This is a genomic window from Pseudalkalibacillus sp. Hm43, assembly GCF_051842935.1.
Taxonomy (GTDB): Bacteria; Bacillota; Bacilli; order Bacillales; family Fictibacillaceae; genus Pseudalkalibacillus.
Window position 1 is genome coordinate 2,992,245 of the sequence record NZ_JBPXRR010000001.1, and the last position, 25,515, is coordinate 3,017,759.

Genomic DNA, 25,515 nt, shown 5'->3' on the forward strand with positions numbered 1-25,515 from the left:
TAATCCATTGCACAAAAAAAGTGTCTGATCTCATTGATCAGACACTTTCACTTTCATGCATCACACCTTCAGCATGGCAAACACGATGAGTAACCAGCTGATGATGAATGCGAGTCCCCCGAATGGCGTGATGATGCCAAGCTTCGAAATTCCGCTGATGCTTAGCACATACAAGCTTCCGGAAAACAGGACGATTCCGATCAGCATGACCCAGCCTGCCCAGGCAATCATACCTGATGCCGGGAACTTATCAGCTAAGAAAGCGACGACAAATAACCCTAGTGAGTGGAAAATGTGATACTGAACGCCTGTTTTGAATACGTCCAACATCTTTTCCGATAATTTTGATTCCAGACCGTGTGCACCGAATGCACCTAGTATGACGGAAAGCCCTGCATTCAAAGCACCTAGAAGAATGAATAGTTTAAACATATTTAAGCTCCTTACTGCGTTTTAGCTGTCTAACCTAACTACCATCATCTTAAATCATCGTGAACGCCTCTGCCAACCTTTTCACTAGAGTGCCTCGGAATTGTCATCTTTCAATTTTTCCAAAAGAGCATGTCCTGCCTCAGATTTCTGGAGCATTTCTACAAACGACGGTAAATCGTCGACCTCATATCGGCGGACAGCCTCCATCACCCGTAATTTGACCTCCTGCTCGACGTCCTCTTGATATTTCTTTTCGATCGACAGGACGGTGTGTTTGATTTTCGGCTCGAGCCGTTCAAGGATCCTCTCCATCGCTTCCCTATCGTTTCTTTTTGCTTTTTGGACCTCGTCGTACAAACTCATCTTGCTCATTCCTCTCTTCTATATGTTCTCCAATATCTTCAACAGCGCTTTCCAGGCTGACAAGTCTTTTTTCTAGTTGAAAGAGTAAGTAGAGTGCGACTACTGAAGGGAAACCGATGTTCGAGATGAGATTGAACCAGCCCACTACGCTACCTTCAAGCATGCTTCTCACTCTCCATTCTTTTTTTGATTTCCTCAAGGGCACGTCTATGGGTTTTGGAGATGGATTGCGGGGTCACCCGAAACGATTCCGCGATCCGCCTCAGTTTCCAGCCTTTTTGATAATGTAGATGGATCACTTTTTGCTGTAAATCCGTCAGTCTTTCAATCGCACTCGCCAAAACCGGGCAACCGAATTCGTTCTCGATCAAACCTTGTTCCGGCTCGCCTCCGCATACGGCAACGCCTTCTCCTGGCACTTCCTCCAACGGGTGCAATTGATTGCGTCGCAGTTTTCGGATCGTATTGATCGATTGGAAATAGATGAATTTCGACATATAGTGGATGAACCTGCATTCAAAACAGAATTGTCGGAAGCGATGATTCAGTTCTTTCAACCGACCCGATGTCGGTGACTGAATGAACCGGAGCATTTCTTTCTGGTTTTCATGCTGATCTAAAAATGCAGTCAAGAGATCTTTCTGTCTTTGGAATTCCTGTAATATCTGTTTGGCATCTCTCATTTTGCATCCCTCCCTTTATCTATAAAGCAAAATGAAATGGACAAAAAACAAACTAAAAAGCGAACGTTTGTTCTTATTTTTAAGTATAAAAAAGCGAACACCCTTTGACCATGAGGCTTTTAGGGTGTTCTTTGTTCGTGTCCAACGTCCTACTTTTTCCAGCTTTGGATTATGCAGCCTCTTCCTTAGGCGGACGGATGAAAAAGGCGATCACTAGCAATATCCCGAGGAAAACGATCGGTAGGTTGAAGCCTGCGCTCGAGCCGAACGCTTCGGATACGATACCGACGATCCAACCGGCGAACGCCCCTCCAACACCTGCAGCGACGTACACCAAACCAAGTGCTGAGCCACCTGTTCGGGACATTTTCGTACCGATCGCAGTTGCGGTCGGGAACAACACAGAGAAAAACAGTCCAGCCACACCGAATAAGTATACCCATTCGTCAGCGAACACTTTACTCACCGTAACGAAGAGCAATCCTAGTGCGGAGAAGGAAATCAACAACCACCGTTCTCCTAGTTTACTAATCAGCCATCCGCCACCGAGTCGGCCAACTGTGAAGCTGAGTGAGAACACGGAAATGATGGTGGCAACCATGCTGTTTTTCGCCGCTTCAGATGCTCCACCTAGCGAGAGATCTTTTAAATAGTTCGGGAAAAAGTTCAAGAACGACACTTCTGCTGACACGTAAAAGATGAGGAAGACCATGATGAGCAGGAATTGCCCTTGCTTCAGCATCTCTTTAAATGCAGACAGGTCGATTTTGTCGACTTTTCCTTGTGGCACATTGGAAGCGAAGACATATATGATGAACCCGATCAGCAATATGGCGATCCCAATGTAAAAATATCGCCAGGAAATCTCGTTAGCGAACATCGTTTTCAAAACGATCGGGAAAATGAACATCCCAAAGCCGTAAACCCCCATGGCAACATTGAACATGACACCTTGCTTCTCAGGGTAGACGGCTGGCACGATCGCATTGGAAGCGACGGTCATGGCACCAAGGCCAAATCCGACGATCAAATAGAAGCCGAGGAAGAACGCGATGGTTTGCGCAACTCCCGTTCCGAGCAGCCCAGCACCCATGATGATGCTTCCGATGATCATCATGAGTTTGACGCCTTTTTTATCTGTAAAATAACCGATCAACACACTCGCAAGGACGAATCCCCATTGGAAGATGAAGACGACGAGACCGAATTGGCTGAGATCAAGTCCAATATCTTTCTCGACTTCGTCCAGGACGATTCCTTTTGTACTCGATAATCCTCCAAGAAGGAACATTGTAAAAAACATCATGATGAGTGCGGCCATACTTTTCACTTTAACCATAGATATTCGCTCCAATCGAATTCAAACTTTCCATCCCCTATTTTTACCCTCAGACTGCGAACTTTACACGTAAGGGAATAGAAAGCATAATGTGACTAAGAATAGTATTCGAACATGAGGAGGCTGACTTGTCGTGAATAAGAGATGGTGGAAAGAAGCGGTCGTCTATCAAGTGTATTGGCGAAGCTTTTTTGATACAGATGGTGACGGATACGGAGACATCCGTGGCGTGATAGAAAAGTTGGATTACATCAAGAAGCTAGGTGTCGATGTGATTTGGTTGAACCCAGTCTATGAATCACCGGACAAGGATAACGGTTATGATATCTCGGATTACCAGTCTGTCATGGATAAGGCCGGCTCGATGGATGATTGGGAAAACCTGTTGAATGAAGTCCACCGGAGAGACATGAAGTTGATCATGGACCTTGTTGTGAACCATACGTCCGATCAGCACCCTTGGTTCCAGGAGTCCCGTTCTTCAAAAGAGAATCCGAAGCGTGATTGGTACATATGGAAGGATCCAAGTGCGGAAGGTGGACCACCGAACAACTGGCGTTCCTATTTCACGCCTTCAACATGGGAATACGATGAAAAAACCGGTCAGTATTACTTCCACTCCTTCGCCGTTGAGCAGCCGGATCTCAATTGGCGCAATCCTGAAGTGAGAGAAGCCATTTTCGATATGATGAAATTCTGGCTCGATAAAGGCATCGACGGGTTCCGGATGGATGTCATCAATTTACTTGCCAAATTAGAAGGGTTCCCGGATGCCGAGCAGCCTGAAAAAATTAATTATCTGGGAAATAATCCTGGAATTCATGCGTATCTTCAGGAAATGAATGAAAAAGTTCTACGCCATTATGACATCATGACGGTCGGGGAAATTCCTTTTGTCACACCTGAAGATGGCTTGAAATACGTTGGAGAAGATCGTGATGAGCTTCATACGCTTTTCCATTTCGAGGTCGCCGACGATATGCCGACATGGGATATGCTTCGTTTCAAGGAGATCCAGAAGACCTGGTACGAAGGCATGTATGGCAAAGGGTGGAATTCGCAATTCCTAAACAATCATGATCATACCCGTCAGGTTACGCGTTACGGGAATGATGGTGAGTATCGTGAGAAGTCTGCGAAACTGTTGGCTACCATGATTCACACCCTGCCTGGTACACCTTATATATTCCAGGGTGAAGAGATCGGCATGACGGGTGTGGATTTTGACTCGATTGAGGATTACCACGACATTGCGATGAAAAACAAATACGAAGAGGAAGTCGGGAAAGGACGCGATCCTCAGAAAGTGTTGGAGGAATTGAAGCCACTCAGCCGAGACAACTCACGTACACCGGTGCAATGGGACAATACAAAGCATGCCGGCTTCACTGATGGAGAACCTTGGATTCCGGTCAATCCGAACTATAAAGAGATCAATGTGGAACAAGCATTGGAGGACCCAACGTCCATTTTCTATTACTATCAAAAACTCATTTCACTACGAAAAGAGAACGATGTGATGGTATATGGAAATTATGAAGACCTTTCTGAAGGCGATGAAAGACTTTATATGTATACACGAAGCTTGGACGGAGTGACCTGGTTGGTCGTGCTCAACCATTCAGATGAAGCACATGATTTGGAGTTGCCTGAAGAGAGCAAAGGCGCTCAATTAATGATCGGTAACTACGGGGACACGGAAAAAACGGTTAGAGAACTGGAAACCACTCTGCAGCCTCATGAAGCTCGCATTTATGAGTATACAAACTAAATGAAACCAACTTCAATTGGGGAGCGACTCTTCCAACTCCATCACACCTCTCCCTCTATCAAGCGGTTGACTCAGGCCGTTTGATAGAAAGGGGCTGATCGGATTGAGAGTGCTCCCTTTTTCCTTATATTCAGGTTGCTCAAATAGGAATGTATCCTCTTTGAACATTCATTTTTTCAATATGAAGTTTTTAGAAATCAAAGATCGAATCTCCGTTCACGTCATCATCTTCTTCTAAACGCTTAGTGGATAAGTTCTGGACAGGCGCAGGACTCTGCGGTTTATTTTCGACCGTTCTGTACGTTGACGGCTTTACATCCTTGGCCTCCAATAACAAATCACAATAAGCTTTAATCGCTGTAAGTTCATCTCGAACTGAGCTGGAAGATGCATTTACATCCACCTCTTCTTTTATGTTTTCAAGGCGGTCGATCATTTTCTGTACAACAATGCTGGACTTTATACTCAAGAGAATCCCTCTTCCTTTAGAATCATTCTTACCTCATTATAAAGGGACTCCCTGTTAATGAAAAGTTCAGGTGCTTTTCTCGCATGTGTTTCGTGAATTTCTTAATTGCAATTATATTAATACAAGCTCATCATTCGGTCGTATCGGTGTAGTTATGATGTATCCCAAAGCACGTTCGTCTTTAGTCGGTAAATGATCTTCACGCTGGGATTGAGCATCAGGACTTCCAGAATTCTAAATGGACGTTGAACCGGTCGATTAGGGAAATATGCATTCTGTCGTTTGGATCCGTTCCATTCATGGTGCTTGATACGAACAATTTGAATAATAGCCAACCACATCACCATACAATACGTAACCAAATCGCTCATCATATAATACCCTTACCCCTTTCTCCCTCACAAGATTAGAATTTGATGTATGATGTCCCGAAGCTCAACACGCACCTCCTTTTTTCGAATCGGAACGTACCAATGTATTCGTCTATGAGTAAAAGTATACGTAAAGCTAGTCTCAATGTTTGTCACAATCTGGGTGAGAAATGGAAGAAATTATCTACAAAAACCTTTCCCATTTTCCACGTCAGGTCAAAGTAATCGGAAAATCTCTCTGACGAACCAGAAAATGGTATCACATTCACACAAGTTAGCACGTAATATCGGTGACAAAATCCATAAAAAAAGAATTGCCAAGTACAAAGTGCGTCAAAACGCATGTACTCGACAATTCTTCACTATGTTCTTCTACAAATCATTGATGAATTGCTGCCTGATTTTCTCAATCCGTTTCCGGTTCACGCCCATGTCAGAGTATCCCATCCGTGATGCTGAGCGGACTTCAATGACCTTTTGTTCCTTATCGAAAAGGAACTCTACATCATCTGTGAAACGGAACAGCTTCGACTTACATTCCGCCAGGATGTAATCTCCTTCTTCTTCCACAATCTTGGTTCGCTTCATTTTCTTCAATATATTCACCAAGGTTGAAAGTGCATGCTGAGAGGATCCATTATATGAAATCGGTGAGATATAATGATTGGAACTATCCGTTTGAGACGAAACACAGTTTGGTGAAGACGGGCAGTCTTTCAATCGTCTATCTGTCATACTTATCTCCTCCTTCTATATTGTCCCCTTACTTCCTTATTCCCCTATTTATCTATAATCATAACTGCTCTCTGATTTTTTGAAAAAGATCCCGCTTGATCGTGATTCCCCTCACTTGCTCGAAGAAAAGGTTTAGCGATTGCGGATACGTGATATATAGAATACTAGACTTTACAAATATAAGGAGTGAGTGAAATGGAAAAACCGATTGTACGCGAATATGTCAATGATGAAGAACTGAAGAACGACATCAACGATTTGCAAAATAAAGGTGTGTACAAGGACGATATCTATGTCATTTCTCACGACGATGATCGCACGAACCGTGTAGCGGACAGTGCAGATGCAAATACTGTAGGTCTAAAGGAAATGGGTCTTGAAAGTACAGTAGGGAACATTTTCAATAAAAAAGGCGATGAGCTGAGAGCGAAATTCAAAGAGATGGGATTCTCACAAGAAGAAGCGAACCATTATGAGGACAAGCTGGACCAAGGACGCATCATCATGATGGTTACCGATAAAGAAAAAGTATCCGATTGGGCGTAATCGCAAGAGACAAGTCCAGTCGTTAAAATAAAACAGACCTTAATGGTCTGTTTTTTTATTGAAGGCTATTATCTTATAGAAATGAACCTATTCAATGATGAAGATGATCGTTAGATCTTCTTCATCAAATTTCATAGGAACAGAGAGAATCTTTCTAGCTTCCGTTATAGAGACGGATTCGACGACCCTCGGTGTTGTAATATCGATGGTGATGTCCTCAGTTGATAACTGCGTTGCAATGTTACCAGCCAGAATATTGCCGAGCTCCCCCATGAACGAATCAAGCATCTCACCTTCAAATGGCATACCGAACATTTTGTTTCCACATTCGCCAAATAAGTCTCGGGATCCGAGAAACAAGAGCGATCCATTAATTTCTTTTTCCAATCCGATCATAACCCCAGTTTGATGAACATCGACCGACTCTATATCGTTGACCGGTTTCCCGACTGTAAAATCCATCGGGAGCACCGTTTTCACCACATTGATTGTGCCATTCAATAGAGTTGTAATATGTTCTGTTGCTGCTATCGTCATAACCAATTTCCCCCACGGACCTTCACATTAATTTCCCTTTATATCGACACTTTAGAATGATTGTGAAGTAGAAATAGGAAAATCGGTATAGAACTTTAGGAATGGTTATAGAAAAAACTACTGAGCCAAGCTCAGTAGTTTCAATTTAACATCCATCTATATCACAGGAGAGTCCTTCTTCCGATTCAGCAGTTCCCTGTTTTTCTAATTCGGCATCAATGATCTGAGTCAGGCGATCGGCGGGATACAGACCTTGCAACTTTCGGTCTCCGATGAAGAACGTCGGAACAGCGCGGATATCCTTAGCAGCTGCTTCATTCAATGCTGCCTTATGGGTATCTTTATACCTTCGTGACTCTACCGCTTCCCGGTATCCGTCTGCATCGAGTCCGACTTCCTCAGCCAACCTCACAAGTACATCGACATCGCCGAGATCCTGCCCTTCTACGAAGAAAGCTACCAACATCCGGTGGTTGTATTCGTTTGCCTTCCCTTGCTCTTTCGCATATTGGAATCCTTCAAATGCTAGATGTGTCCTCGGTTGGACAGGTGGAAAGTTCATCGGGACGCCGAGTTTCTCGCTCAACGGTTTGACTGAGTGTTTCCAGGCATTCTGTATATAGTCTCCGCTCGGATCAAGTGGTGGAACGGGTTCAGGTCTTAACTCGAACGGCTTCCACTCTACTTCAACGTCTTTCCCTTTCATTGCTTCTTGTAGCGGAACCTCCGCTAAATAGCAGAATGGTCAAACGTAATCGGAATAGATTTGTATTTTCAAGGTCATGTGAACATCCTCCTTCTTTCTATCCTTTTATTGTAAAAGGTTTGCCACCGCTCGCCAACTGATTCGACTCAAGCATATTAAAATCTGTTTTCATAAACTTTGTTGCTCTTGCAATTGAAGAAAGTATAAAATACTTTCTTCAGTATAAGGGCAACTAAGGCTCGCCCTACAAAAGGCTTGGTCTCGCCAAGTTTTCTTTAAATGTTGTTGATTTCCGCTCCAACTCAACTTGTCTAAGAAGAGAGGAAAAAGCCTTTTATTTTAGAGATAGGACATCAAAAAAAGGACCGGCCCTATATGGCCAGTCCTGTTTCCTACATTATCGTAGTGTTTTCAATGCGCCGGCTACTTTCGCAACACGTGCACCTAAACGTCCTGCCATTGTCAGATCGACTTCCTTCGGCTGTTCGCCACCTTCTGGTCCAGCAACTGTGGATGCAGAATAAGGGGATCCTCCGACCGCCTCAGCTGTCAACTGTTCAGGGTTTTCACCGTACGGAAGTCCCACATAGATCAACCCGAAGTGCATGAGTGGTACGAAAGAAGTGACCGCTGTCGTTTCCTGACCACCATGGATGGAACCTGTACTTGTGAATACAGCTGTCGCCTTTCCTTCAAGTTCCCCTTTCATCCATAGACCACCAGCAGAATCAAGATATTGCTTCATTTGAGCTGGCATAGAGCCGTAACGAGTCGGGATGCCCCAGATGATGCCGTCTGCCCACTGTAGATCTTCATGCGTTGCTTCAGGAATGTCCGATTGCATTTCTTGTGCTTTTACATAATACTCATTGTTGGACATCGCTTGCTTCACTTCTTCAAACTCTTTGATCTTCACGATCTTCACTTCGACGTCATCTACTTTACTTGCGCCATCTGCTACCGCTTTTGCCATTTGTAAGATGTGCCCGAACGCACTGTAATACGGAATTAAAATTTTCGTTGCCATTCAAAATCACTCCTCTTTCAAAATTTCGTCTCTTTATACGTTCCCATACCTGATGTAATTTAATCTCTTTTTAAGCAAAAATCCTGTATTCATACTTCTTGAATTCGAGATATTTAGGTAAAAAAATTATGCCTGGTAATTCTGGGCGTACTTCCCAAGTTTTTTCAACGTTTCAATCGCTTGCCGCTTCTCTTCTTCTGGTATGCCAGCTAGCGCTTTCTCAAGGACTTCATGGTGAGGTGGAAAGATCTCTTCCATATAGGATTTTCCTTGCTCAGTGAGGTGTGCATACGTAATCCGTCGATCGTTTTCACAAGGTTTTCTCTCTAAGTATCCTTTTTCCTCCAACTTATCGACAACGTACGTAATGCTTCCACTTGCCAATAAAATCTTTCCTCCGATTTTCTGTAGAGGATGAGGACCTTTATGGTATAGTAATTCAAGCACACCAAATTCCGTCACATTCAGGTTATATCGTTGAATATCTTTTCGAGCGACCTCCATGATGGATTGATACGCTCTGGATAGTACGACGAAGAGTTCTAATGATGAATTTTGCATATTCATTAACTCCTTCATTATCTCGAATTCGAGATAAGTATACCGCTGTATGTATACTATGTCAATCATATATAGAAAAGGGGATGACATTTTTTGTCATCCCCTTTTCTTTTTTTATGCACTTGCCGATTGTGGTTCTGAATTTTTCTCTTTGATGAAATATTGTAAAGCAAACAGTGCAATGAAGACTCCTAACCCAATCAAGTCCGTACTTCCTTCCGGATAGATGAGCATGATTCCAGCTCCGAGGGAGACGATTCGCTCAGCCCAGTGTGCTTTTCTCAGCCAATAACCGATCATCGCAGCTCCGATTGCAATCATACCGGTCAGGGAAGTGACTATGATCCATAGCACCTCTGTCCAGGTCGTATCAATCATCATCAGCTCAGGTGAGTAGACGAAGATATACGGAATGATGAAGGCTGCAATGGCAAGCTTGGCTGAATTGACCCCGGTCCGCAGCGGTTCTCCTCCCGACACCCCTGAGGCCGCAAAGGCCGCAAGTGCTACAGGTGGCGTGATATCCGCAATAATTCCGAAGTAGAACACGAACATATGCGCCGAGAGATCTGGAATATTCAAAGTCATCAATGCTGGCGCTGCAATCGTCGCCGTGATGACGTAGTTTGCCGTGGTCGGTGATCCCATTCCCAAGATGAGGGATGCAATCATCGTGAACAACAGCGTCAAGAATAAGATGTCGTTGGACAGTGCGATGAGCCCGCCCGCCATTTTCAGCCCTAAGCCGGTAATGGTCACGACACCGACGATGATACCCGCACATGCGGTTGCTGTCGCTACACCGATCGCTGTACGTGCACCGTTAATAAGCGCTTCTGCAAAATCTTTTGGTCCCATACGTGTTTCTTTATTAAGCATACCTACAACAATCGCAGAAACGATGGACCATAGTGCTGCTCTCGTGACACTCACTCCAGACATGAGTAAAATGACAACAACGAAAATCGGAGCAAGCAGGTAGATTTTCTTCAATACTTCCTTTCGGTTCGGCATCTCACTTTCATCCAAACCTTTCAATCCGATTTTCTTCGCCTGGAAATGTGTCATGACCCAGATTCCCGCAAAATACAGCAATGCAGGAATGGCGGCTGCCTTGGCAATTTCCCAATAAGTGATGCCGCCACCGATGAATTCGACCATCAGGAAGGCCGCTGCCCCCATGATCGGCGGCATAAGCTGACCTCCTGTCGAGGCGGCTGCTTCTACCGCTCCTGCAAATTCTCTCCGGTATCCGAGCCGTTTCATCATCGGGATGGTGAAGGAACCGGATGTAACCACGTTTGCGACCGAGCTTCCAGAAATCGTTCCTTGCAAGGCACTGGAGAATATCGCAACCTTCGCAGGTCCTCCAGTCCGTTTACCGGCTATCGCAACCGCCAGATCGTTGAAATATTGTCCGACCCCTGTTTTGATTAAAAACGCTCCAAACAAGAGGAACAGGAAGATGAAGGTCGAGGATACTTTCAACGGTGTACCGAGAATCCCTTCGGTCGTAAAGAACATCGTCCGGATGATCCGGTCGATGCCAATCCCCTTATGCGCCAAAAATCCGGGCATGATCGGTCCTAGGTAAGCATACGCGAGGAAAACGGACGCAATGATGGTGATCGGCAGTCCGACGACCCTTCGTGTCGCTTCTAAAACAAGGAAGATCGCTAATGCTCCGACAATCAAGTCCATCGGCGTCAATCGCGCAACCCTCATGACTAGGTCGTCCATGTACAATGGCCAATATAATCCGACAACGACACTAAGTGCCGCCAACAACCCGTCCAGCCATGTAATTTGGAAACGTGATTTCGCTTGTTTCAGCTTCTTCTTTTTAGAAGCAGGAAATAGTAAGAATGCCAATGATAAGGCAAAACCTAAGTGAATCGAACGATGGATCTGTGGTGAGAATCGATCCAACGTCGATGTATACAATTGATAAAGAGAAAAGCATAGCAGTCCAATGGTTACGATCCAACCAAGGATTCCGGTCAATTTCCGGTAACCAGCTTCTGGATCGAACTTAGACATCAGCTGTTCTAATTCTTCTTCTGATAGTTGTTGATCCTTCTTCGTTGCTTTTTCATCCAAGAATATCCTCTCCTTTCAGCCGTTGCCATAGACTGATCGGTCGAACCTCTAGGCGAATCCATGATCCTGGCTCGACCCAATTCTTCAACGGGATTTCGTTATCATCCATCATCAATGTATGATTCGCGATGACCTGTCCCGTTCGTAAATCAACGTGTGAGAACTCGCGATTCATATTCGTAATGTAATAGATGCCATCTTTTTCTATGAACTTCTCTTCACCAGTTGCATTCGATGGCATGCCAATTGCAAAGTTTTCATAGGCAAGTTTCGTTTGTACAATCTGGTTTACCTCGTTGATCTCATAAAATTCTGTTACAGGTGTCTGATGAACCGAGTGGGTATAACGGATTCGGAAGTCTGTACCCTCATTCACATCCATGTAGACGAGAACTTGTCCACTGCTTTCAAGTTGTAGCGCGAGCACCTTTCCATAAGGAATCATTCCCATTGATAGAAGCCCAATCACTAAAAGGATGAGCAAGCTCCATTTTTTCCACTGTTTCATAATGAGCACCTTAAACTGTGTATTTTTGTAAAGTGTAAACCCAAAAACAAAGTGCCAGACTCCTCCGGCACAACATTCCGTGTCCAAAACACGCGTTTTACAAATGTTGTTTCATACGGAGAGAGTCAGACACTTCTTGGGTCAAACCGTTTTTCTATTCTATTATTTCAAGCCTTTTTCTTTATAGTACTTTTCTGCACCAGGGTGAAGATCAATTCCAACACCGTTCAATGCATTTTCAGCACTGATCTTCTCACCTTTTGCGTGTTTGATATTCCCGACATTGTCAAAAAATGCTTTCGTCAAGTTGTACACTGCGTCTTCACTCAAATCTTTACGTGCAACAAGCATCGCAAGGACTGCTACAGTGTTCACTTCTTCCTCAAGCTGATACGTTCCAGATGGAATCGTATCCTGAGCGTAGTACGGATACTTCTCGCTCAATTCCTTCGCCTTGTCATCCTCAATCGGTACAATTCGAACTGGCTTCAATGCTGCAAGTCCTTCAATCGCACCTGTTGGCGCACCTGAAGTGATGAATGCTGCATCTAAATCACCGTCTTGAAGCAATTCTGCAGACTCATCAAACGGCAAGTTTTGTACCTCGATATCGTCCGTAGAGATTCCGTGAACTTCAAGAATTTGCTTCGCGTTTTCAGCCGTTCCACTACCTACGTCTCCGATTGAAACCTTTTTACCCTTCAAATCTTCAACAGACTTGATGTCGCTATCTTTCAATACAACGATTTGAATCGTTTCAGGGTATAATGTACCAATCGCTTGAACATTATCTGCTGCTGAATCTTCAAACATCAATTTACCTTCAACCGCATAGCTAGCGATGTCAGTTTGTGTGAACGCAAGGTCCGCGTCACCATCTTGTAGTGTTTGGATGTTTTCGACAGATGCACCAGATGCTTGTGCACTGACGGATTTTTCGGAGTTCTTGGACATCACTTCGGCAATTTCACCGCCCAGTGGGAAGTAAGTACCGCCTGTCCCACCTGTAAGCATGCTTACTTCTTCAGGGTCAGCTTCTGCTCCGTCTCCGCCGCCGAGCTCGTTACATCCTGCCAAAACAAGTGTAAACGCTAACATAAGAACGAATGTTAATGAAAGCTTTTTCATTGGTTTATTTCCCCTTTCTCAATATGTATGACGTTCTCATTTTATCACAATAAAGCATGGAAGAGTAGGGAAAATGTCTCATAATTTCAAATTGGTGGATTTTTCGGATAGCTTGATGAACCAATCCTGAAGCAATGGACGCATCGTTAATTTCTGTTGAGAGAATACGAATGTCCAAGGCATGGAGGCACCCGGCGGGACGTGGACGTTGGGCAGATTGAATTGGGATTCTGCAATGGTCCCTCGTTCTTTCTCAGCATATGTCAGGTCAATTGCATCTGCTGTAAAACTTTCCGATAGGCCATTTTGCATTAACACCATTGCGAGCAACGAGCCTTGATGGTTGAGCGCCGCACGTATCGGAGTCCAGCGAAGTTCTCCTTCTCTGACTGGATTGTTGCGATGCAACTCTTCGATCGCCTCACGATCTTGTGGCGCAATTGCCTTTTCCCAGGCAGGGTCGAACACCAATTTGTCATCCATGAGTCTATTTCCTCTCTTAACCTTCTACTATACCCATCCTACATGGAAAACCGGTCCAATGACAAATCGTTAGAAGAATAGGAGACTATTCTATCCGTTATAAGGGGATTTTGCTCTTATCACGGTACGAAAAGTACTCTTTCCATCCTCCATTTTGGGATTTTGTGCTTTTCGAGGATAGAAAGAGCCTCTTACTGTCCCTCATTTTCTGATTTCGCTCATTTGGGGGACAGAATGGTCCTCCATGAATATACCAAATCTCATTTCTAGCATTTTCATGACCTTTTAAACTCACTTAAGGTCCATATGCTTCTTTTTTCTGATCCTAATCATCCATATGAAAAGGACAGCTGCCCCCACGTAAATAACGGGTTTGTAAAGTTCATTGTTAACATAGGTGACTTGGAGGTGATTATTTCTCACGGGGTCCAACGTCCAAACGATCTCTTTTCCATCGTAGCTTCCGTTATGATTTTTTACGGTAAAAGGGAGAGATAAGTGTACCTGAACATCCACCTCTTCTTCATTTATGTAACCATGATTGACGTTTCCTTTAATCGAATCTTCAGGAATCTCCATGACAGCTTCGATTTCCGCTTTTTTATAAAAAGGAAAGGTCCTTGTATGGCCTCCTGAATTCCCAAGAATATTGAAGGCATGAAAATGGTTAATATCAAAGGTTGAAGAAAAGTAATCGTAGTGCACATCAACAATCATTACTCTTCTTTGATTTTCTTCAGCAAACGTATATTCATATTTTGTAAAAGCGCTCTCTTCAAAATTCAGAAAAAAGTGCTCATCTATATATTCTAGGATTTGTGCTTCCGAGTACTTCTTATCCACCTGAACGACAAGCTTCAGTTTAGTGGTTTCATCCTCAGCTACATCTATGTAATAGTCTACCTCTGTAAAGCCAGTAAGGAAGCAGAAGGAAATGATCGCTATTAAGATAATGGGAAACTTATTTCTCGATCTCATTTTGTCATTCTCCATTTCCATAAAAAAACATATCCCTCACTAGGTTAACATATTTTCCCTAAACATAATTCTTCTAAAAGGAAACGCAGGTGATTCCTCACCTGCGCTCATTTAATCTATTATCCTACTTCCATTTCCAGCTCTTCGATTCTTTTCTCGAGATATTTCGTATCTTTTTGTGCGTGGAAGGTTTCGGCTTTTTCTACGATGACGGCTGTGTTGTATTCAGGAATGCCGGCGTACTCCTCGTACACGCCTTTCGGAATGACTACGTTTCCTTCCGGCCAGTGGACCTGGATGTTCCCTGACTTCACATCGACGAAACGCGCCTTCCCATGGAACAGACCATGCTTGTTGTATACGACGATAGCATCGCCCTGCTTAATCCCTTGGCGTTCGCCATCCTCCTCGTTCATCAACACATCGTATCGATCCGCTTCATTGAATGGATCTTTGTCCGAGTAGATCATCGAGTTAAATTGCTTCCCACGGCGAGTCGTCACATAAAAGAGACCGTCTGCTTTGCGAAGCTCCGGAATATCCATTGCAATCAGATTACCTCGACCATCCGGTGTCGGACAGACACCATCCTCGCATAGCCATGCACCACCCCATTGGAAGACGTCGCCTTTTTCCTTCAAGTGCTGAATGCCATCGTAATTCGGTGCTGCTTTCGCAATTTCATCCCGGATTTCCTGTGCATTTTTAAAATCGATCAGATGCTTTTCTTCCGGTTTTACACGTTTCGCAAGATCGACATAGATTTCCCATTCGGAGCGGGCTTCTTCAATGCGCGGTCCTTTGATTTCCGGTGAAAAGTAGACCATTCGCTCAGTCGACGTGGATGTTCCTCCTCCAGGCTGCTCATAGCGGGTCATTGCCGGCAAGACAACAACCGCTTCCTTCGCATCAACGAAGGTTGATGTGTTGAAGATGATATCTTGGTGGACGCGAATGTCGACACCCTCCAGGCATTCTTTGACGAAGTCGGGTTCCGGCATCGTCTCGAGGAAGTTCCCGCCCGACATGTAATACAGTTTCAACTTGCGTTCATGGTCTTCCGGAAGCAGAGCGTTTTCGAGTGAAATACCGACGATATCTCCTTGCCACCTCGGAATCTTGAAGTTCCATACGTTCTCTACGCGTTCAACGTTCGTGTCATCGAATCCACCGCCTGGCAATACGAATGGATCTGCTCCCATTTCACCAGATCCCTGTACTCCGGAATGCCCGCGAATCGGCATGACACCGCAATGTTCACGACCTAAAAACCCTCGTAACAGAGCGAGGTTGGCCACCTGTGAAACGTTATCGGTGCCGAAGCGGTGCTGCGTCAATCCCATCGACCAGACGAATACGGCTGAATCAGATTTGGCGAGTAAAATGGCAAGCTCTTTCATGCGGTCCTTCGTCAGTCCAGACGATTGTTCAAGCGTAGACCAGTCATAAGACTCTACCTTCTCCTTCAACTCGTCCAATCCATTCGCATGCTCCTCGATAAATGCATGATTGATCGCTGAACCTGGCTCTACTTCTTCCATCTCAAACCAATGCTTCATGATCCCGTGCATGAACGCGATGTCCCCACCTATGTTCACCTGGTATACATCATCGGCGATTTTCGTGCCGAACAAAGCCGACTCGGGAATCGACGGAATCCAATACTTGTCCATAGAAGGCTCATAGTAAGGATTGATGACGATGATTTTCGTCCCTTTCCGTTTGGCAGCGTACATGTATTTCGTGGAGACTGGCTGGTTGTTGGCTGCAACCGATCCCCAGAATACGAGTACATCCGTCCCGATCCAATCTTGGTAGTTACAGCTTGATGCACCGATTCCAAGCGAGCGGCTGAGTGCCGTCTTGGATGGTGAGTGACAAATGCGTGATGCATTGTCGATATTGTTCGTCCCCAAAAAACGCGCAACCTTGGCAGCGGTATAATACGATTCATTCGTAATTCCGCGGGAGGTCAAATAGAATCCGTATTGCTTCGGATCGATTGTCTTCATTTTATCGGCGATCAAATCGAGCGCATCATCCCAAGAAAGACGGCTGAATTTCTTGTCGCCAGGCTTTCGGATGAGCGGGTACGGAATCCGTCCGAGCTTCCGCAGTTCGGTGCTGCTCTTTTTTCTCAAATCATCAATATCCGCATGAACAACTTCTGGTTTCATCGCCGGCATCGTATTCAACCGCAGAACGTTCAAACGGGTCGTACATAAGTGCGGACCTTGCAGGGTCTGATCCTGCAGTCCCGCTACCCCTAACGCGCAGCCGTCACAAACGCCTTGTGTCAAAATCCTCGTTGCATATGGAAGATTGTCTTTATTTTCCCAAGCGACCTTGGCTGTATCTCGTATATGTTTCGGTTTTATTTTTCCAAGTCCAAAAGGAACCTTGCTTACCCATAGTGATGGATCGAGGTCCTTTGCTAATTTCATCGGGCCCGTGTGTTTGGTCTTCCCCACAACCATTCCCCTTTCTCTACCTGAACAGAAATCACTGTTTCCTCTAGTTTAATAGTAGTATGAAAGCGGTATCAACACAACTACATGTCTACATTCGATTTTTTGACACACACTAAAAAGGAGTCCTCAATTCTTATGTTGAATGTAAAAAGTAACAAACTAGAAGGAGTTTAGAATCATGAGAGAAAGCTTCAAATTACGGAATGAAGATTGGCTTGAGAGGGCGACGATTTTTGATATCCAAAAAGCGATGAACAACGGAGACCTGACTTCACTGCAACTGGTCAGCCGTTGTTTGGAATATATCGCAAAACAGAACCACGCAGGAATGAACATCAACGCAGTCCTGGAGGTGAATCCTGATGCCCTCCAAATTGCGGAAACGCTCGATGCGGAACGTAAACTAAGAGGGATGCGGGGACTTTTACACGGGATTCCGGTTCTTTTGAAAGATAATGTGGAAACCGCCGATCGGATGCATACGAGTGCCGGATCGCTCACATTAGCCGATCACTATGCAAGTGAGGATGCGACGATTGTACATAAATTACGAGAGGCCGGAGCGGTCATCATCGGTAAAACGAATATGACTGAATGGGCGAATTTCATGAGTATGAAGATGGAGAACGGCTACAGCTCTCGTGGGGGCCAGGTGTTAAATCCTTATGGTAGTCAATTTGACGTTGGGGGATCCAGTTCAGGTTCTGCGGCAGCAATAGCGGCTCACTTTGCCACCCTTGCTGTCGGTACCGAGACTTCCGGTTCCATATTGAGTCCAGCGAGCCAAAACAATGTCGTCGGGATCAAGCCGACAGTCGGTCTCGTCAGTCGTGCAGGCATCATACCGCTCGCTCACAGTCAGGACACTGCTGGGCCAATCGCCCGTACCGTAACGGATGCGGCCATTTTACTCGGTGCGATGACCGGTCAGGATGACAAAGACATGATTACACACACAAGCAGAGAACGAAGCTTTCAAGATTTTACGACCTATCTGAACCCCTATGCGCTGCACGGTGCACGCATCGGCGTTTGCCGTACGCTATACCTCAACGGTTTACCGGATGGCCAGCGCGCGGTCATGGAAAAAGCGATCGAGGATATGAAAGAAGCCGGTGCAACGATCATTGAACTAGAGTCGATTTCACCGATGGAAATGGACACGAAGTGGGATTACAATGTGCTGTTGTATGAATTCAAGTCCGATTTGAACGCGTACTTGAAAAAACTGCACCCGTCCTTGCCTGTCCACTCGCTCGCCGATGTGATCCAATTCAACGAAGAACATGAGGACAAGGCGTTGAAATATGGACAAGACATCTTGATTCAGGCGGAGGAAACGTCCGGAACGATGACAGAGCCTGCCTATATCGAAAGCCGGTTGAGAGACCTCCAGCTTTCGCGGACGCGAGGGATCGACGTTGTCATGGAAGAGCATCAATTGAGTGCACTTCTTTTTCCAAATTCCAATGGAGCGGGCATCCCAGCAAAAGCAGGCTATCCTTCCATCACGGTCCCAGGAGGGTTCACGCCAGAAGGAGAGCCTGTCGGAGTAACCTTTACCGGTCAAGCGTACAAAGAATCGACCTTGGTTTCACTTGGGTATGCCTATGAACAGTTGACCAAGCACCGGAAACCCCCTGAGTTCAAAGGTTGACGTTCTCAGATTTCTGCAGCTTGAATTCCTTCAGCTTTTGCCGTTGCTCATCCGGCCACCATGCGCCGCAATCATCCGATACGACACAGGCTGCGCAAGTCGCAAGATCATAGACCACCATACCGGAGATGGGTGGTGAATAGAGGTGCAGAGTGACGAGATCCGATTTTGCCGGGTCCGTCATCTTATGCACCCCTTTTTTTGGTGCAAAGAATAGCCGACCCTTTTTCCTATATTCAGAGAAAACTTCGAAAGGCAGTTCATTCTCCTTCACTTCGTAAACCGTATTGCGGGAAATCCCATTCATGACCTGGATCCACCCACAGGAATCCCCGTGATCATGGGGCGCACATTCGAGATCAGACCAATTCATGACAAGCATCTCCACTTGGTCGTCTTGATAGAGAAGCTTCCGGTAGTACGGCTTCCCCTCCGGACTTTGTAAAAAAGGAACCAATTCCTCCAGCTGGACATCCAGTTGTTCGAGCGCTTCTCGTAAGGATTCCTTAGATGTAGACTGCAACTGACTGAAATGCTGTTCAATCCGCTTCAACAGATCCATCGACCATCCTCCATTCGGCTTTTTCAGCTTCTGAATCTCATCATTACCCGGTGTACTGCCGACAACAATTGCCCATTGACCAAAACGACGCCTAATATAATCATAATTCCACCTATGACACTTATGATGAATATTTTTTCATGTAGTAAAAGGACCGCGGCGATTAACGTCGCAATCGGCTCCAAATAGAGAAATACGGAAACTTGAGAAGCATCGAGGACTTCAAGCGCTTTCGCCCAATACCAATAAGCGACACCTGATACGAAAATACCGAGGAACAGTAAATGGGTCCATTCGCTCGCAGATAGCAGGGCCATCTCGTTCCACCCTTTGTTCCGGATCAGAAACGGAATCGTGAGGATGAAGCCTAATGTGCTCATGTAAAACGTAAGCACGAGCGGCGGAATGGGAACGCGCAACTTTTTCAAAAGTACGGAGTACACCGCCCAATTCAGCGTGCTCAACACCATGAGTAAGTACCCGATATTCAACGCAAGATTGAAGGAGCCGGCTTCACCCTGGGTGGTAACCATGAGGACTCCGCACACCGCTACCGTCATTCCGAACGCTTTTCGCAACGTCATTTTTTCATGTAAAAAGAGCATCGCCAGGATGACCGTGAAGATCGGCGAAAAGGAGATGAGCCAGCCTGCTGATGAGGCGTCGATCGTCAATAGCGCTGTCGCCTGGAACACTTGGTGGACGAACACCCCTAAAATACCCAGCACAATCAAATGCGGAATATAGTTGAGCGGTATTTTCAGCTGCCCACCTAAAGCAAGAATCAGGACCAATAGGAACAGTGAACCGATGCCGAACCTTACAACGAGTAGTGTAAAAGGATCAAGCTTATCAAGCACAGCTTTCGTCGACACGAATGAAATCCCCCAGAACGTGATCGACATCGTGGCATATAAGGATGAGGCCAGCTTCATTTTGAATGGAATCATAGCGGTGCTCCTTCAAAAAGTCCTATACCACCATCCTATGCCTGTCCGGATCAAGCATGTCTAAAGAAAAAAGCAACGCTGATTGTCCTACCTGTGGAACTTTTGCTTCGTCTTGGGGAACTTAAATAGTACATCATTACTACCACAAAAAAGAGGCGCAACACAAAATGCGCCTCTTCTCGTATTATTTATTCAAAAGTCCCTTTAACGATTACCTGTTTCTCCTTCACCATCAGCTTTCCTTTCGCAAGTACAGTATCAATCTCGAGCGTTTCTTTTTCAAGGATGACGAGATCCGCATCGTTCCCTTCACGAATCCGACCTTTTTGCTTCAGCTTCAAAATGTGCGCTGGCGTTGAGGTTACCACCTGAATCGCGGTCTCAAGCGGAACATCCTCCTCTAGCACCGCATCCCTCACCTCTTTGAACAGACTGGATACTTTTCCGAGCTTCAAGCCTTTGAAGTCTCCGTTTTCATCGAATTCAGGCAAGCTCGCCTGACCGTCGGATGTGAAGGTGATCTGCTCGATTGGGACCCCTGCATCCAACATCCGCTTCAGACCTGTACTGCATTTCACTTCCCCTTCTTCAAGGAACTTCGGAATCGTACTCGTCGTGAAGTCGACATATCCGCCTTTTTTCGCATAAGCAATGCCCGCTTCAAACAATCTGGAATTACGATTGATATGCGTCGGGTAGAACTGTTTGATCGGAATGTCAGTCGTTTCAACGACTTCCTCGATCAGATTCAGGCAATCCGGACTATCCCCGACATGGACGTTCACAATTCCTGATTTACCGGATAAAATCCCTCCGACACGTGCTGCAGAAGCTATTTTCGCCATCTCTTCCACAGTCGGCTGTGAAGAACGGTGATCAGCAATCGCAATCTCCCCTGCTCCGATAATGCGGTCGACGAGGATGATGTCGTCTTCGATTTTACCGGTCAACGTTTTCACGGGTACCTGGTACGATCCCGTTTGCACGTAACAGGTGATTCCTTCTTCCTCCAGGCCACGCGCTTTCGCAATCAGGCTGGCCATCGTCCGTGTCGTCCCATCTGTTCCGATCACCCCGATCAAGGTCGTGATGCCAGACGTCGTCGCGTCTGTCAGCATAAGCTCAGGTGTGCGCGTTTTGAAGCTTCCTTCTCCGCCACCTCCCATGATATGGACGTGCGAGTCGATGAATCCGGGAACGATTACCTTCCCTTCCACGTCGATGACTTCCACTTTTTCACCGAAAAAGCCTTCCGGTACGTCAATCTGATCATCGATATACCCGATTTTCTCATCGACGATCAATACATCTTTCTTCCCTAGATATTCGGGAGCATATATTTCTCCGTTCCGAACTAGTTTCAACATGATGCAAGCTCCTCTCTATCTGATATTTTTACCCTATATTAAAAGTTGATGATAACGGCTGTAACCATGAAAATCGTGGATAGAACGAACATGATCAGCATGAACTTAATGATAAATTTCGCCCAAACACCCCAATTTATTCTTGCAGCTCCAAGTGTACCCATCAACGCAGCGGATGTCGGTACGAAAATGTTCGTCAGCCCGTCACCTAATTGAAATGCAAGGACAGCAGTCTGACGCGTTACACCAGCAATATCAGCAAGCGGCGCCATAAGTGGCATCGTCAATGCTGCCTGACCGGAACCGGACACGACGAAGAAGTTGAAGATCGATTGGAACAGATACATGCACCAGGCTGAAATCACTTCAGGAAAATCACCAACAACCTGTCCAGCACCATAAAGCACGGTATTCAATACGGACGGTGCATCCGGACTGTCTCCTCCTAAGATGATGACGATTCCTTTCGCCATCCCGACGACTAATGCAGCTGGAAGCAGATCCTTCGCGCCATCTGTAAAGCCTTCCGCTATATCGTTCCATGTCATGTTGTTCAATTTGAAGATGACGCCGATGATGCCGGCTACCAATCCGATCGTAAAGAACTGACTCGCAATTTCAGGAATGTAATACGCGTGCTCCACGACTCCCCAAATGATCCAGACTACACCCAACGCGACCGTCAATACAACCAGTGTATGTCCGAGCGAGAATTTCGAGTTGAGATCCGTTACCTCACCTTGCTTACGGAAATAGCCATCTGACTCATAGGTCAAACTCCTCTTTGGATCTTTCTTGATGCTTTGTGCATATCTCCAAGTGTAGAACGTTCCGACTAGCGTAAAGACGATCCACATCGTGATACGGAACCCTGCACCGGACAAGACCGGTACATCGGAAACCCCTTGTGCGATGGCGACACCGAACGGATTCATCCAAGAGGTCGCAAATCCGATCTGAGTTGCAACATAAGTGACCATAACACCTGTGATCGCATCATAACCAATGGCAATCATGATTGGAACGAGAATCATGGCGAATGCGATTGCCTCTTCTCCCATACCGAATACAGCACCACCGAGTGAGAACAAGAAGAACATGACTGGAATGATCAGTCCTTCCTTCCCTTTTGTACGGTCGATGACTTTCAGGATGCCTTCTTCGATCGCTTTCGTCCTCATGATGATACCGAAAGCACCACCGATGATCAGGATGAATGCGACGACTCCGACAGCAGAGCCCCACTTATCTCCTGACACAAGCCCTTCAAACACATAGTTCAGAAATCCGATTCCACCACCCGGCTCGAATAAGCTCGTTCCTTCACGAACCAGGTTTCCTTCGTCATCCTTCACATATGTAAACGATTCCGGATTCAAGACGGTTTTCGTTTGTTCTTCACCGTCTTTGACGTATGTAACGTCTTGTGTCTCGAATTGCCCTTTCGGCACGATGTACGTCAGCAATCCAGCTAACAATACGACGAAAAAAATGATGATGAATGTATGTGGTACTTTCCATGCTTTTTGTTCTTGATCCATTCTTATCCCCCTCTATTTTGTACTTGTCCATTAATAATGCAAGATTCGTGCCAAGAAGAATAATCAGAAAATATCAACAAATGTATGTTATTCTGGTAACAATAAGTTGTTATTGGTTCTTCTCACTTAAACCTATTACACCATATTGAGAGCATAGGAAAGGCGTAAAGGAGATGTGATTCATGAGACGTTTAATTCTACTTGCCGGAACGAGAGAAACGGAGAAAGCTTTAAAAAACCAATTAGCCTCCGTGTTCGGTGACCTTATACATATCGAAAGCCATGCGAGCGATCATGGCATCCCCCACTATTTCGAGAATGAGCTTATCGTTCTCTCTTCTTCTTTGATTGAAAAAGAGGTCGAAAGTTACATCGACTTTTCATCCTGTACCGTGATTCGTTCGACCAGGACGATCAATTACGAATTCATTGACCGTATCTTCGAACTGAAGCGTGGAGAGAAAGTCCTTTATGTGAACGATCTTTTGGAAACGTCGAAAGAGGCGATTACGAAGCTGAATAAGCTCGGGATCAATCACGTCGACTATATTCCCTATTCAAGTGAGAGTACACAAAAGCCGGATGGCGTACACATTGCCATTTCACCTGGTGAAACCCATCTGATTCCTTCGTGGATTGAAAAGCAGATCGATGTTGGTGTCCGACTCATCGATTTGAACACGATCATTAAAATCGCCAATCATTTTGAACTCTCAGAGGAATTGAGTATTGATATCACAGACCGGTACACGAAGAAAATCATCGAGCTCAGTCAAAAGCTCTCAGATACCCACATGCAAGCTCGAAGGCTGAACAAATTTTTGAACCGGGTTGTCGATGGTGTCAACGACGGAATTCTCGCCATTCAGGAAAATGGAGAAATCACCGTGTTCAATGAAGCGTTGGAACAAATGCTCGGCATGTCCGGCAGCTATGCCGAAGGGAAAAAGCTATCAAAGGTCTTCAAGAATATCGAGCTGACAAGATTTTTGCTCTCTGAAAAAGCCGAATCTCAAAGCTTTTTCACTCTACGGCAACGAGAAGTGATGGTCTATCGATTCCGGATGGAACAGGAAGGCGTGATCGTCGCTACGTTCAAGGATATGGAAGAAACGTTGGAGATGGAAAAGGCGAGAAAACAAGAGCTACAGCGACGCGGTTATGTGGCGAAGTATACCTTCTCAAGCATTCTCGGCCAGAGTGCCATCATGGAAGACACGAAACGGATCGCCCGTAAACTCGCGAATAGTGAGTTGCCGATTTTGATCCACGGTGAAACTGGTACCGGTAAGGAATTGTTCGCATCCGCTATCCATAATGAATCCTCCAGAAGGAAAAATCCATATCTCGCCATCAATTGTGGCGCCTTGCCGGAAGAGCTGCTTGAAAGCGAATTGTTCGGCTATGAAGAAGGTTCTTTTACAGGTGCGAAAAAAGGCGGTAAAAAAGGCGTCTTCGAGCAGGCGGATAGCGGTACGCTGTTTCTGGATGAAATCGGTGATATCAGTCTGAAGCTACAGGCGAGGCTATTGCGCGTTTTACAAGAGATGGAGGTCAGGCGGATCGGTGATACGAAAAACATATCCGTCGATGTACGGATCGTCACGGCTACGAACAAGAACTTGCCTGAACTTGTCGAGAAAGGATTGTTCCGGGAGGACCTTTACCACCGGATCAAAGTGTTGTCGCTCGAGCTGCCGAGCTTGCGGGAACGGACAGAGGATATCCCCTTATTGGCAGAATCCTTCATTCTGCAGGAAGCCGGTTATAAGAAATCATTCCATCCTGACGTGTTGGAGCGGCTCTTAAATGCGGAGTGGAAAGGAAATGTGCGAGAGTTGAAAAACACGATCCTCTATATGCTTGCGCTGAGTGAAGCGTCCGAGCTAAAGGTTGAAGATATGCCGAAAATGGATGGATACAGTCCTTCTCCAGTGCAAAAAGGAGTACCGAGCTCGCCATTCACGCCGAAAAATCGGAAAGAATACGGCGAACTGCTCCAAGCCATGAAGATATTGCATGAAAGGAACGAGAATGCGAGCCGCTTGAAGCTCGTCGATACGCTAAAAGAGACGGCTACCCCTTTGACCCCTCAACAAATCCGGACGAGGATGGAAGACTTGCAGCGGGTCGGGTTCGTGAAGATCCACCGCGGAAGAAAAGGATCCGAGCTGACAGATGCAGGTATGCAATGGTTAGCAAGCCATCGGTCAGAGTGAGAGAGTGAGGC

At 45.6% G+C, this 25,515-nt stretch carries 24 protein-coding genes and 1 pseudogene; 4 read left to right on the top strand and 21 right to left on the bottom strand.

Going from position 1 to position 25,515, the window contains the following annotated elements; translation table 11 throughout:
* Positions 1 to 60 precede the first annotated feature (60 nt).
* The 5 genes from ACSVDE_RS15495 to ACSVDE_RS15515 form a co-directional block, all read right to left on the bottom strand.
* Positions 61 to 432 (bottom strand): DUF423 domain-containing protein, encoded by a 372-nt coding sequence (locus tag ACSVDE_RS15495; RefSeq protein ID WP_439301755.1) that lies wholly within the window; start codon positions 430 to 432, stop codon positions 61 to 63.
* Between the two features lie 84 nt (positions 433 to 516).
* Entirely contained in the window at positions 517 to 795 is a 279-nt protein-coding gene (locus ACSVDE_RS15500; RefSeq protein WP_439301756.1) for a helix-turn-helix domain-containing protein, read from the bottom strand.
* The gene (locus ACSVDE_RS15505; protein ID WP_439301757.1) at positions 752 to 958 is read right to left on the bottom strand and encodes a YvrJ family protein; all 207 of its coding nucleotides are present in this window, start codon (positions 956 to 958) and stop codon (positions 752 to 754) included. The genes ACSVDE_RS15500 and ACSVDE_RS15505 overlap by 44 nt, the downstream gene beginning before the upstream one ends.
* On the bottom strand, positions 951 to 1,478 hold the full coding sequence (locus ACSVDE_RS15510) for a sigma-70 family RNA polymerase sigma factor (protein WP_439301758.1): 528 nt from the start codon (positions 1,476 to 1,478) through the stop codon (positions 951 to 953). Before ACSVDE_RS15510 ends, ACSVDE_RS15505 begins: the two co-directional genes overlap by 8 nt.
* 169 nt (positions 1,479 to 1,647) lie before the next feature.
* Positions 1,648 to 2,817 (bottom strand): MFS transporter, encoded by a 1,170-nt coding sequence (locus tag ACSVDE_RS15515; RefSeq protein ID WP_439301759.1) that lies wholly within the window; start codon positions 2,815 to 2,817, stop codon positions 1,648 to 1,650.
* Positions 2,818 to 2,950: 133 nt separating this feature from the next.
* Here ACSVDE_RS15515 and ACSVDE_RS15520 point away from each other — a divergent pair, with 133 nt between their 5' ends.
* Complete coding sequence (locus ACSVDE_RS15520) at positions 2,951 to 4,588, top strand: glycoside hydrolase family 13 protein (protein WP_439301760.1); 1,638 nt, start codon at positions 2,951 to 2,953, stop codon at positions 4,586 to 4,588.
* A gap of 190 nt (positions 4,589 to 4,778) precedes the next feature.
* Here the strand turns inward: ACSVDE_RS15520 and ACSVDE_RS15525 are convergent, their stop codons facing one another.
* Positions 4,779 to 5,057: a YwdI family protein gene (locus ACSVDE_RS15525; protein WP_439301761.1), complete on the bottom strand. Its 279-nt coding sequence runs from the start codon at positions 5,055 to 5,057 to the stop codon at positions 4,779 to 4,781.
* Positions 5,058 to 5,800: 743 nt separating this feature from the next.
* On the bottom strand, positions 5,801 to 6,163 hold the full coding sequence (locus tag ACSVDE_RS15530; RefSeq protein WP_439301762.1) for a DUF1499 domain-containing protein: 363 nt from the start codon (positions 6,161 to 6,163) through the stop codon (positions 5,801 to 5,803).
* 195 nt (positions 6,164 to 6,358) lie between these two features.
* Here ACSVDE_RS15530 and ACSVDE_RS15535 point away from each other — a divergent pair, with 195 nt between their 5' ends.
* Positions 6,359 to 6,709 carry a general stress protein gene (locus tag ACSVDE_RS15535; RefSeq protein WP_439301763.1) on the top strand — a complete coding sequence of 117 codons (351 nt, stop codon included), beginning with the start codon at positions 6,359 to 6,361 and terminating at the stop codon, positions 6,707 to 6,709.
* 87 nt (positions 6,710 to 6,796) lie between these two features.
* On the opposite strand, the gene ACSVDE_RS15540 is transcribed toward ACSVDE_RS15535, so the two are convergent.
* The 10 genes and pseudogenes from ACSVDE_RS15540 to ACSVDE_RS15585 form a co-directional block, all read right to left on the bottom strand.
* Complete coding sequence (locus tag ACSVDE_RS15540; RefSeq protein WP_439301764.1) at positions 6,797 to 7,246, bottom strand: chemotaxis protein CheX; 450 nt, start codon at positions 7,244 to 7,246, stop codon at positions 6,797 to 6,799.
* Between the two features lie 145 nt (positions 7,247 to 7,391).
* Positions 7,392 to 7,979, bottom strand: a pseudogene (locus ACSVDE_RS15545) (DsbA family oxidoreductase); the annotation flags it as partial.
* Between the two features lie 370 nt (positions 7,980 to 8,349).
* Complete coding sequence (gene wrbA / locus ACSVDE_RS15550) at positions 8,350 to 8,979, bottom strand: NAD(P)H:quinone oxidoreductase (RefSeq protein ID WP_439301765.1); 630 nt, start codon at positions 8,977 to 8,979, stop codon at positions 8,350 to 8,352.
* A 126-nt stretch (positions 8,980 to 9,105) separates the two neighbouring features.
* Entirely contained in the window at positions 9,106 to 9,540 is a 435-nt protein-coding gene (locus tag ACSVDE_RS15555; RefSeq protein ID WP_439301766.1) for a MarR family winged helix-turn-helix transcriptional regulator, read from the bottom strand.
* 114 nt (positions 9,541 to 9,654) lie between these two features.
* Positions 9,655 to 11,580, bottom strand: a complete 1,926-nt coding sequence (locus ACSVDE_RS15560; RefSeq protein ID WP_439302023.1) for a TRAP transporter permease — start codon at positions 11,578 to 11,580, stop codon at positions 9,655 to 9,657.
* Between the two features lie 52 nt (positions 11,581 to 11,632).
* The gene (locus ACSVDE_RS15565) at positions 11,633 to 12,148 is read right to left on the bottom strand and encodes a DUF1850 domain-containing protein (protein ID WP_439301767.1); all 516 of its coding nucleotides are present in this window, start codon (positions 12,146 to 12,148) and stop codon (positions 11,633 to 11,635) included.
* A 162-nt stretch (positions 12,149 to 12,310) separates the two neighbouring features.
* Positions 12,311 to 13,276 carry a TAXI family TRAP transporter solute-binding subunit gene (locus tag ACSVDE_RS15570; RefSeq protein WP_439301768.1) on the bottom strand — a complete coding sequence of 322 codons (966 nt, stop codon included), beginning with the start codon at positions 13,274 to 13,276 and terminating at the stop codon, positions 12,311 to 12,313.
* Between the two features lie 78 nt (positions 13,277 to 13,354).
* Entirely contained in the window at positions 13,355 to 13,759 is a 405-nt protein-coding gene (locus ACSVDE_RS15575) for an SLAP domain-containing protein (RefSeq protein ID WP_439301769.1), read from the bottom strand.
* A gap of 291 nt (positions 13,760 to 14,050) precedes the next feature.
* Complete coding sequence (locus ACSVDE_RS15580; protein ID WP_439301770.1) at positions 14,051 to 14,737, bottom strand: LppM family (lipo)protein; 687 nt, start codon at positions 14,735 to 14,737, stop codon at positions 14,051 to 14,053.
* 119 nt (positions 14,738 to 14,856) lie between these two features.
* On the bottom strand, positions 14,857 to 17,208 hold the full coding sequence (locus ACSVDE_RS15585; RefSeq protein ID WP_439301771.1) for an FdhF/YdeP family oxidoreductase: 2,352 nt from the start codon (positions 17,206 to 17,208) through the stop codon (positions 14,857 to 14,859).
* A gap of 178 nt (positions 17,209 to 17,386) precedes the next feature.
* Between ACSVDE_RS15585 and ACSVDE_RS15590 the strand changes: the two genes are divergently transcribed.
* Positions 17,387 to 18,865: an amidase family protein gene (locus tag ACSVDE_RS15590; RefSeq protein WP_439301772.1), complete on the top strand. Its 1,479-nt coding sequence runs from the start codon at positions 17,387 to 17,389 to the stop codon at positions 18,863 to 18,865.
* Here ACSVDE_RS15590 and ACSVDE_RS15595 read toward each other — a convergent pair.
* From ACSVDE_RS15595 to yfcC, 4 genes are all read right to left on the bottom strand, one after another.
* Positions 18,855 to 19,427 carry a cysteine dioxygenase gene (locus ACSVDE_RS15595; RefSeq protein WP_439301773.1) on the bottom strand — a complete coding sequence of 191 codons (573 nt, stop codon included), beginning with the start codon at positions 19,425 to 19,427 and terminating at the stop codon, positions 18,855 to 18,857. The two genes, ACSVDE_RS15590 and ACSVDE_RS15595, sit on opposite strands and share 11 nt — an antisense overlap.
* A gap of 23 nt (positions 19,428 to 19,450) precedes the next feature.
* Positions 19,451 to 20,377: a DMT family transporter gene (locus ACSVDE_RS15600; RefSeq protein WP_439301774.1), complete on the bottom strand. Its 927-nt coding sequence runs from the start codon at positions 20,375 to 20,377 to the stop codon at positions 19,451 to 19,453.
* Positions 20,378 to 20,565: 188 nt separating this feature from the next.
* Positions 20,566 to 21,744 (bottom strand): beta-aspartyl-peptidase, encoded by a 1,179-nt coding sequence (iadA, locus tag ACSVDE_RS15605; protein ID WP_439301775.1) that lies wholly within the window; start codon positions 21,742 to 21,744, stop codon positions 20,566 to 20,568.
* Between the two features lie 38 nt (positions 21,745 to 21,782).
* Entirely contained in the window at positions 21,783 to 23,285 is a 1,503-nt protein-coding gene (gene yfcC, locus ACSVDE_RS15610) for a putative basic amino acid antiporter YfcC (RefSeq protein ID WP_439301776.1), read from the bottom strand.
* A gap of 182 nt (positions 23,286 to 23,467) precedes the next feature.
* On the opposite strand from yfcC, the gene ACSVDE_RS15615 reads away from it, so the two are divergent.
* Complete coding sequence (locus ACSVDE_RS15615; RefSeq protein ID WP_439301777.1) at positions 23,468 to 25,504, top strand: sigma-54 interaction domain-containing protein; 2,037 nt, start codon at positions 23,468 to 23,470, stop codon at positions 25,502 to 25,504.
* Positions 25,505 to 25,515: the final 11 nt, after the last annotated feature.

Excerpts from the sequence above, each read along its gene's own strand:
- ACSVDE_RS15495 (WP_439301755.1), bottom strand. The coding sequence starts at position 432 with ATGTTTAAACTATTCATTCTTCTAGGTGCTTTGAATGCAGGGCTTTCC.
- ACSVDE_RS15500 (WP_439301756.1), bottom strand. The coding sequence starts at position 795 with ATGAGTTTGTACGACGAGGTCCAAAAAGCAAAAAGAAACGATAGGGAA.
- ACSVDE_RS15505 (WP_439301757.1), bottom strand. The coding sequence starts at position 958 with ATGCTTGAAGGTAGCGTAGTGGGCTGGTTCAATCTCATCTCGAACATC.
- ACSVDE_RS15510 (WP_439301758.1), bottom strand. The coding sequence starts at position 1,478 with ATGAGAGATGCCAAACAGATATTACAGGAATTCCAAAGACAGAAAGAT.
- ACSVDE_RS15515 (WP_439301759.1), bottom strand. The coding sequence starts at position 2,817 with ATGGTTAAAGTGAAAAGTATGGCCGCACTCATCATGATGTTTTTTACA.
- ACSVDE_RS15530 (WP_439301762.1), bottom strand. The coding sequence starts at position 6,163 with ATGACAGATAGACGATTGAAAGACTGCCCGTCTTCACCAAACTGTGTT.
- ACSVDE_RS15535 (WP_439301763.1), top strand. The coding sequence starts at position 6,359 with ATGGAAAAACCGATTGTACGCGAATATGTCAATGATGAAGAACTGAAG.
- ACSVDE_RS15540 (WP_439301764.1), bottom strand. The coding sequence starts at position 7,246 with ATGACGATAGCAGCAACAGAACATATTACAACTCTATTGAATGGCACA.
- wrbA (WP_439301765.1), bottom strand. The coding sequence starts at position 8,979 with ATGGCAACGAAAATTTTAATTCCGTATTACAGTGCGTTCGGGCACATC.
- ACSVDE_RS15555 (WP_439301766.1), bottom strand. The coding sequence starts at position 9,540 with ATGCAAAATTCATCATTAGAACTCTTCGTCGTACTATCCAGAGCGTAT.
- ACSVDE_RS15560 (WP_439302023.1), bottom strand. The coding sequence starts at position 11,580 with ATGTCTAAGTTCGATCCAGAAGCTGGTTACCGGAAATTGACCGGAATC.
- ACSVDE_RS15565 (WP_439301767.1), bottom strand. The coding sequence starts at position 12,148 with ATGAAACAGTGGAAAAAATGGAGCTTGCTCATCCTTTTAGTGATTGGG.
- ACSVDE_RS15570 (WP_439301768.1), bottom strand. The coding sequence starts at position 13,276 with ATGAAAAAGCTTTCATTAACATTCGTTCTTATGTTAGCGTTTACACTT.
- ACSVDE_RS15575 (WP_439301769.1), bottom strand. The coding sequence starts at position 13,759 with ATGGATGACAAATTGGTGTTCGACCCTGCCTGGGAAAAGGCAATTGCG.
- ACSVDE_RS15580 (WP_439301770.1), bottom strand. The coding sequence starts at position 14,737 with ATGAGATCGAGAAATAAGTTTCCCATTATCTTAATAGCGATCATTTCC.
- ACSVDE_RS15590 (WP_439301772.1), top strand. The coding sequence starts at position 17,387 with ATGAGAGAAAGCTTCAAATTACGGAATGAAGATTGGCTTGAGAGGGCG.
- ACSVDE_RS15595 (WP_439301773.1), bottom strand. The coding sequence starts at position 19,427 with ATGGATCTGTTGAAGCGGATTGAACAGCATTTCAGTCAGTTGCAGTCT.
- ACSVDE_RS15600 (WP_439301774.1), bottom strand. The coding sequence starts at position 20,377 with ATGATTCCATTCAAAATGAAGCTGGCCTCATCCTTATATGCCACGATG.
- iadA (WP_439301775.1), bottom strand. The coding sequence starts at position 21,744 with ATGTTGAAACTAGTTCGGAACGGAGAAATATATGCTCCCGAATATCTA.
- yfcC (WP_439301776.1), bottom strand. The coding sequence starts at position 23,285 with ATGGATCAAGAACAAAAAGCATGGAAAGTACCACATACATTCATCATC.
- ACSVDE_RS15615 (WP_439301777.1), top strand. The coding sequence starts at position 23,468 with ATGAGACGTTTAATTCTACTTGCCGGAACGAGAGAAACGGAGAAAGCT.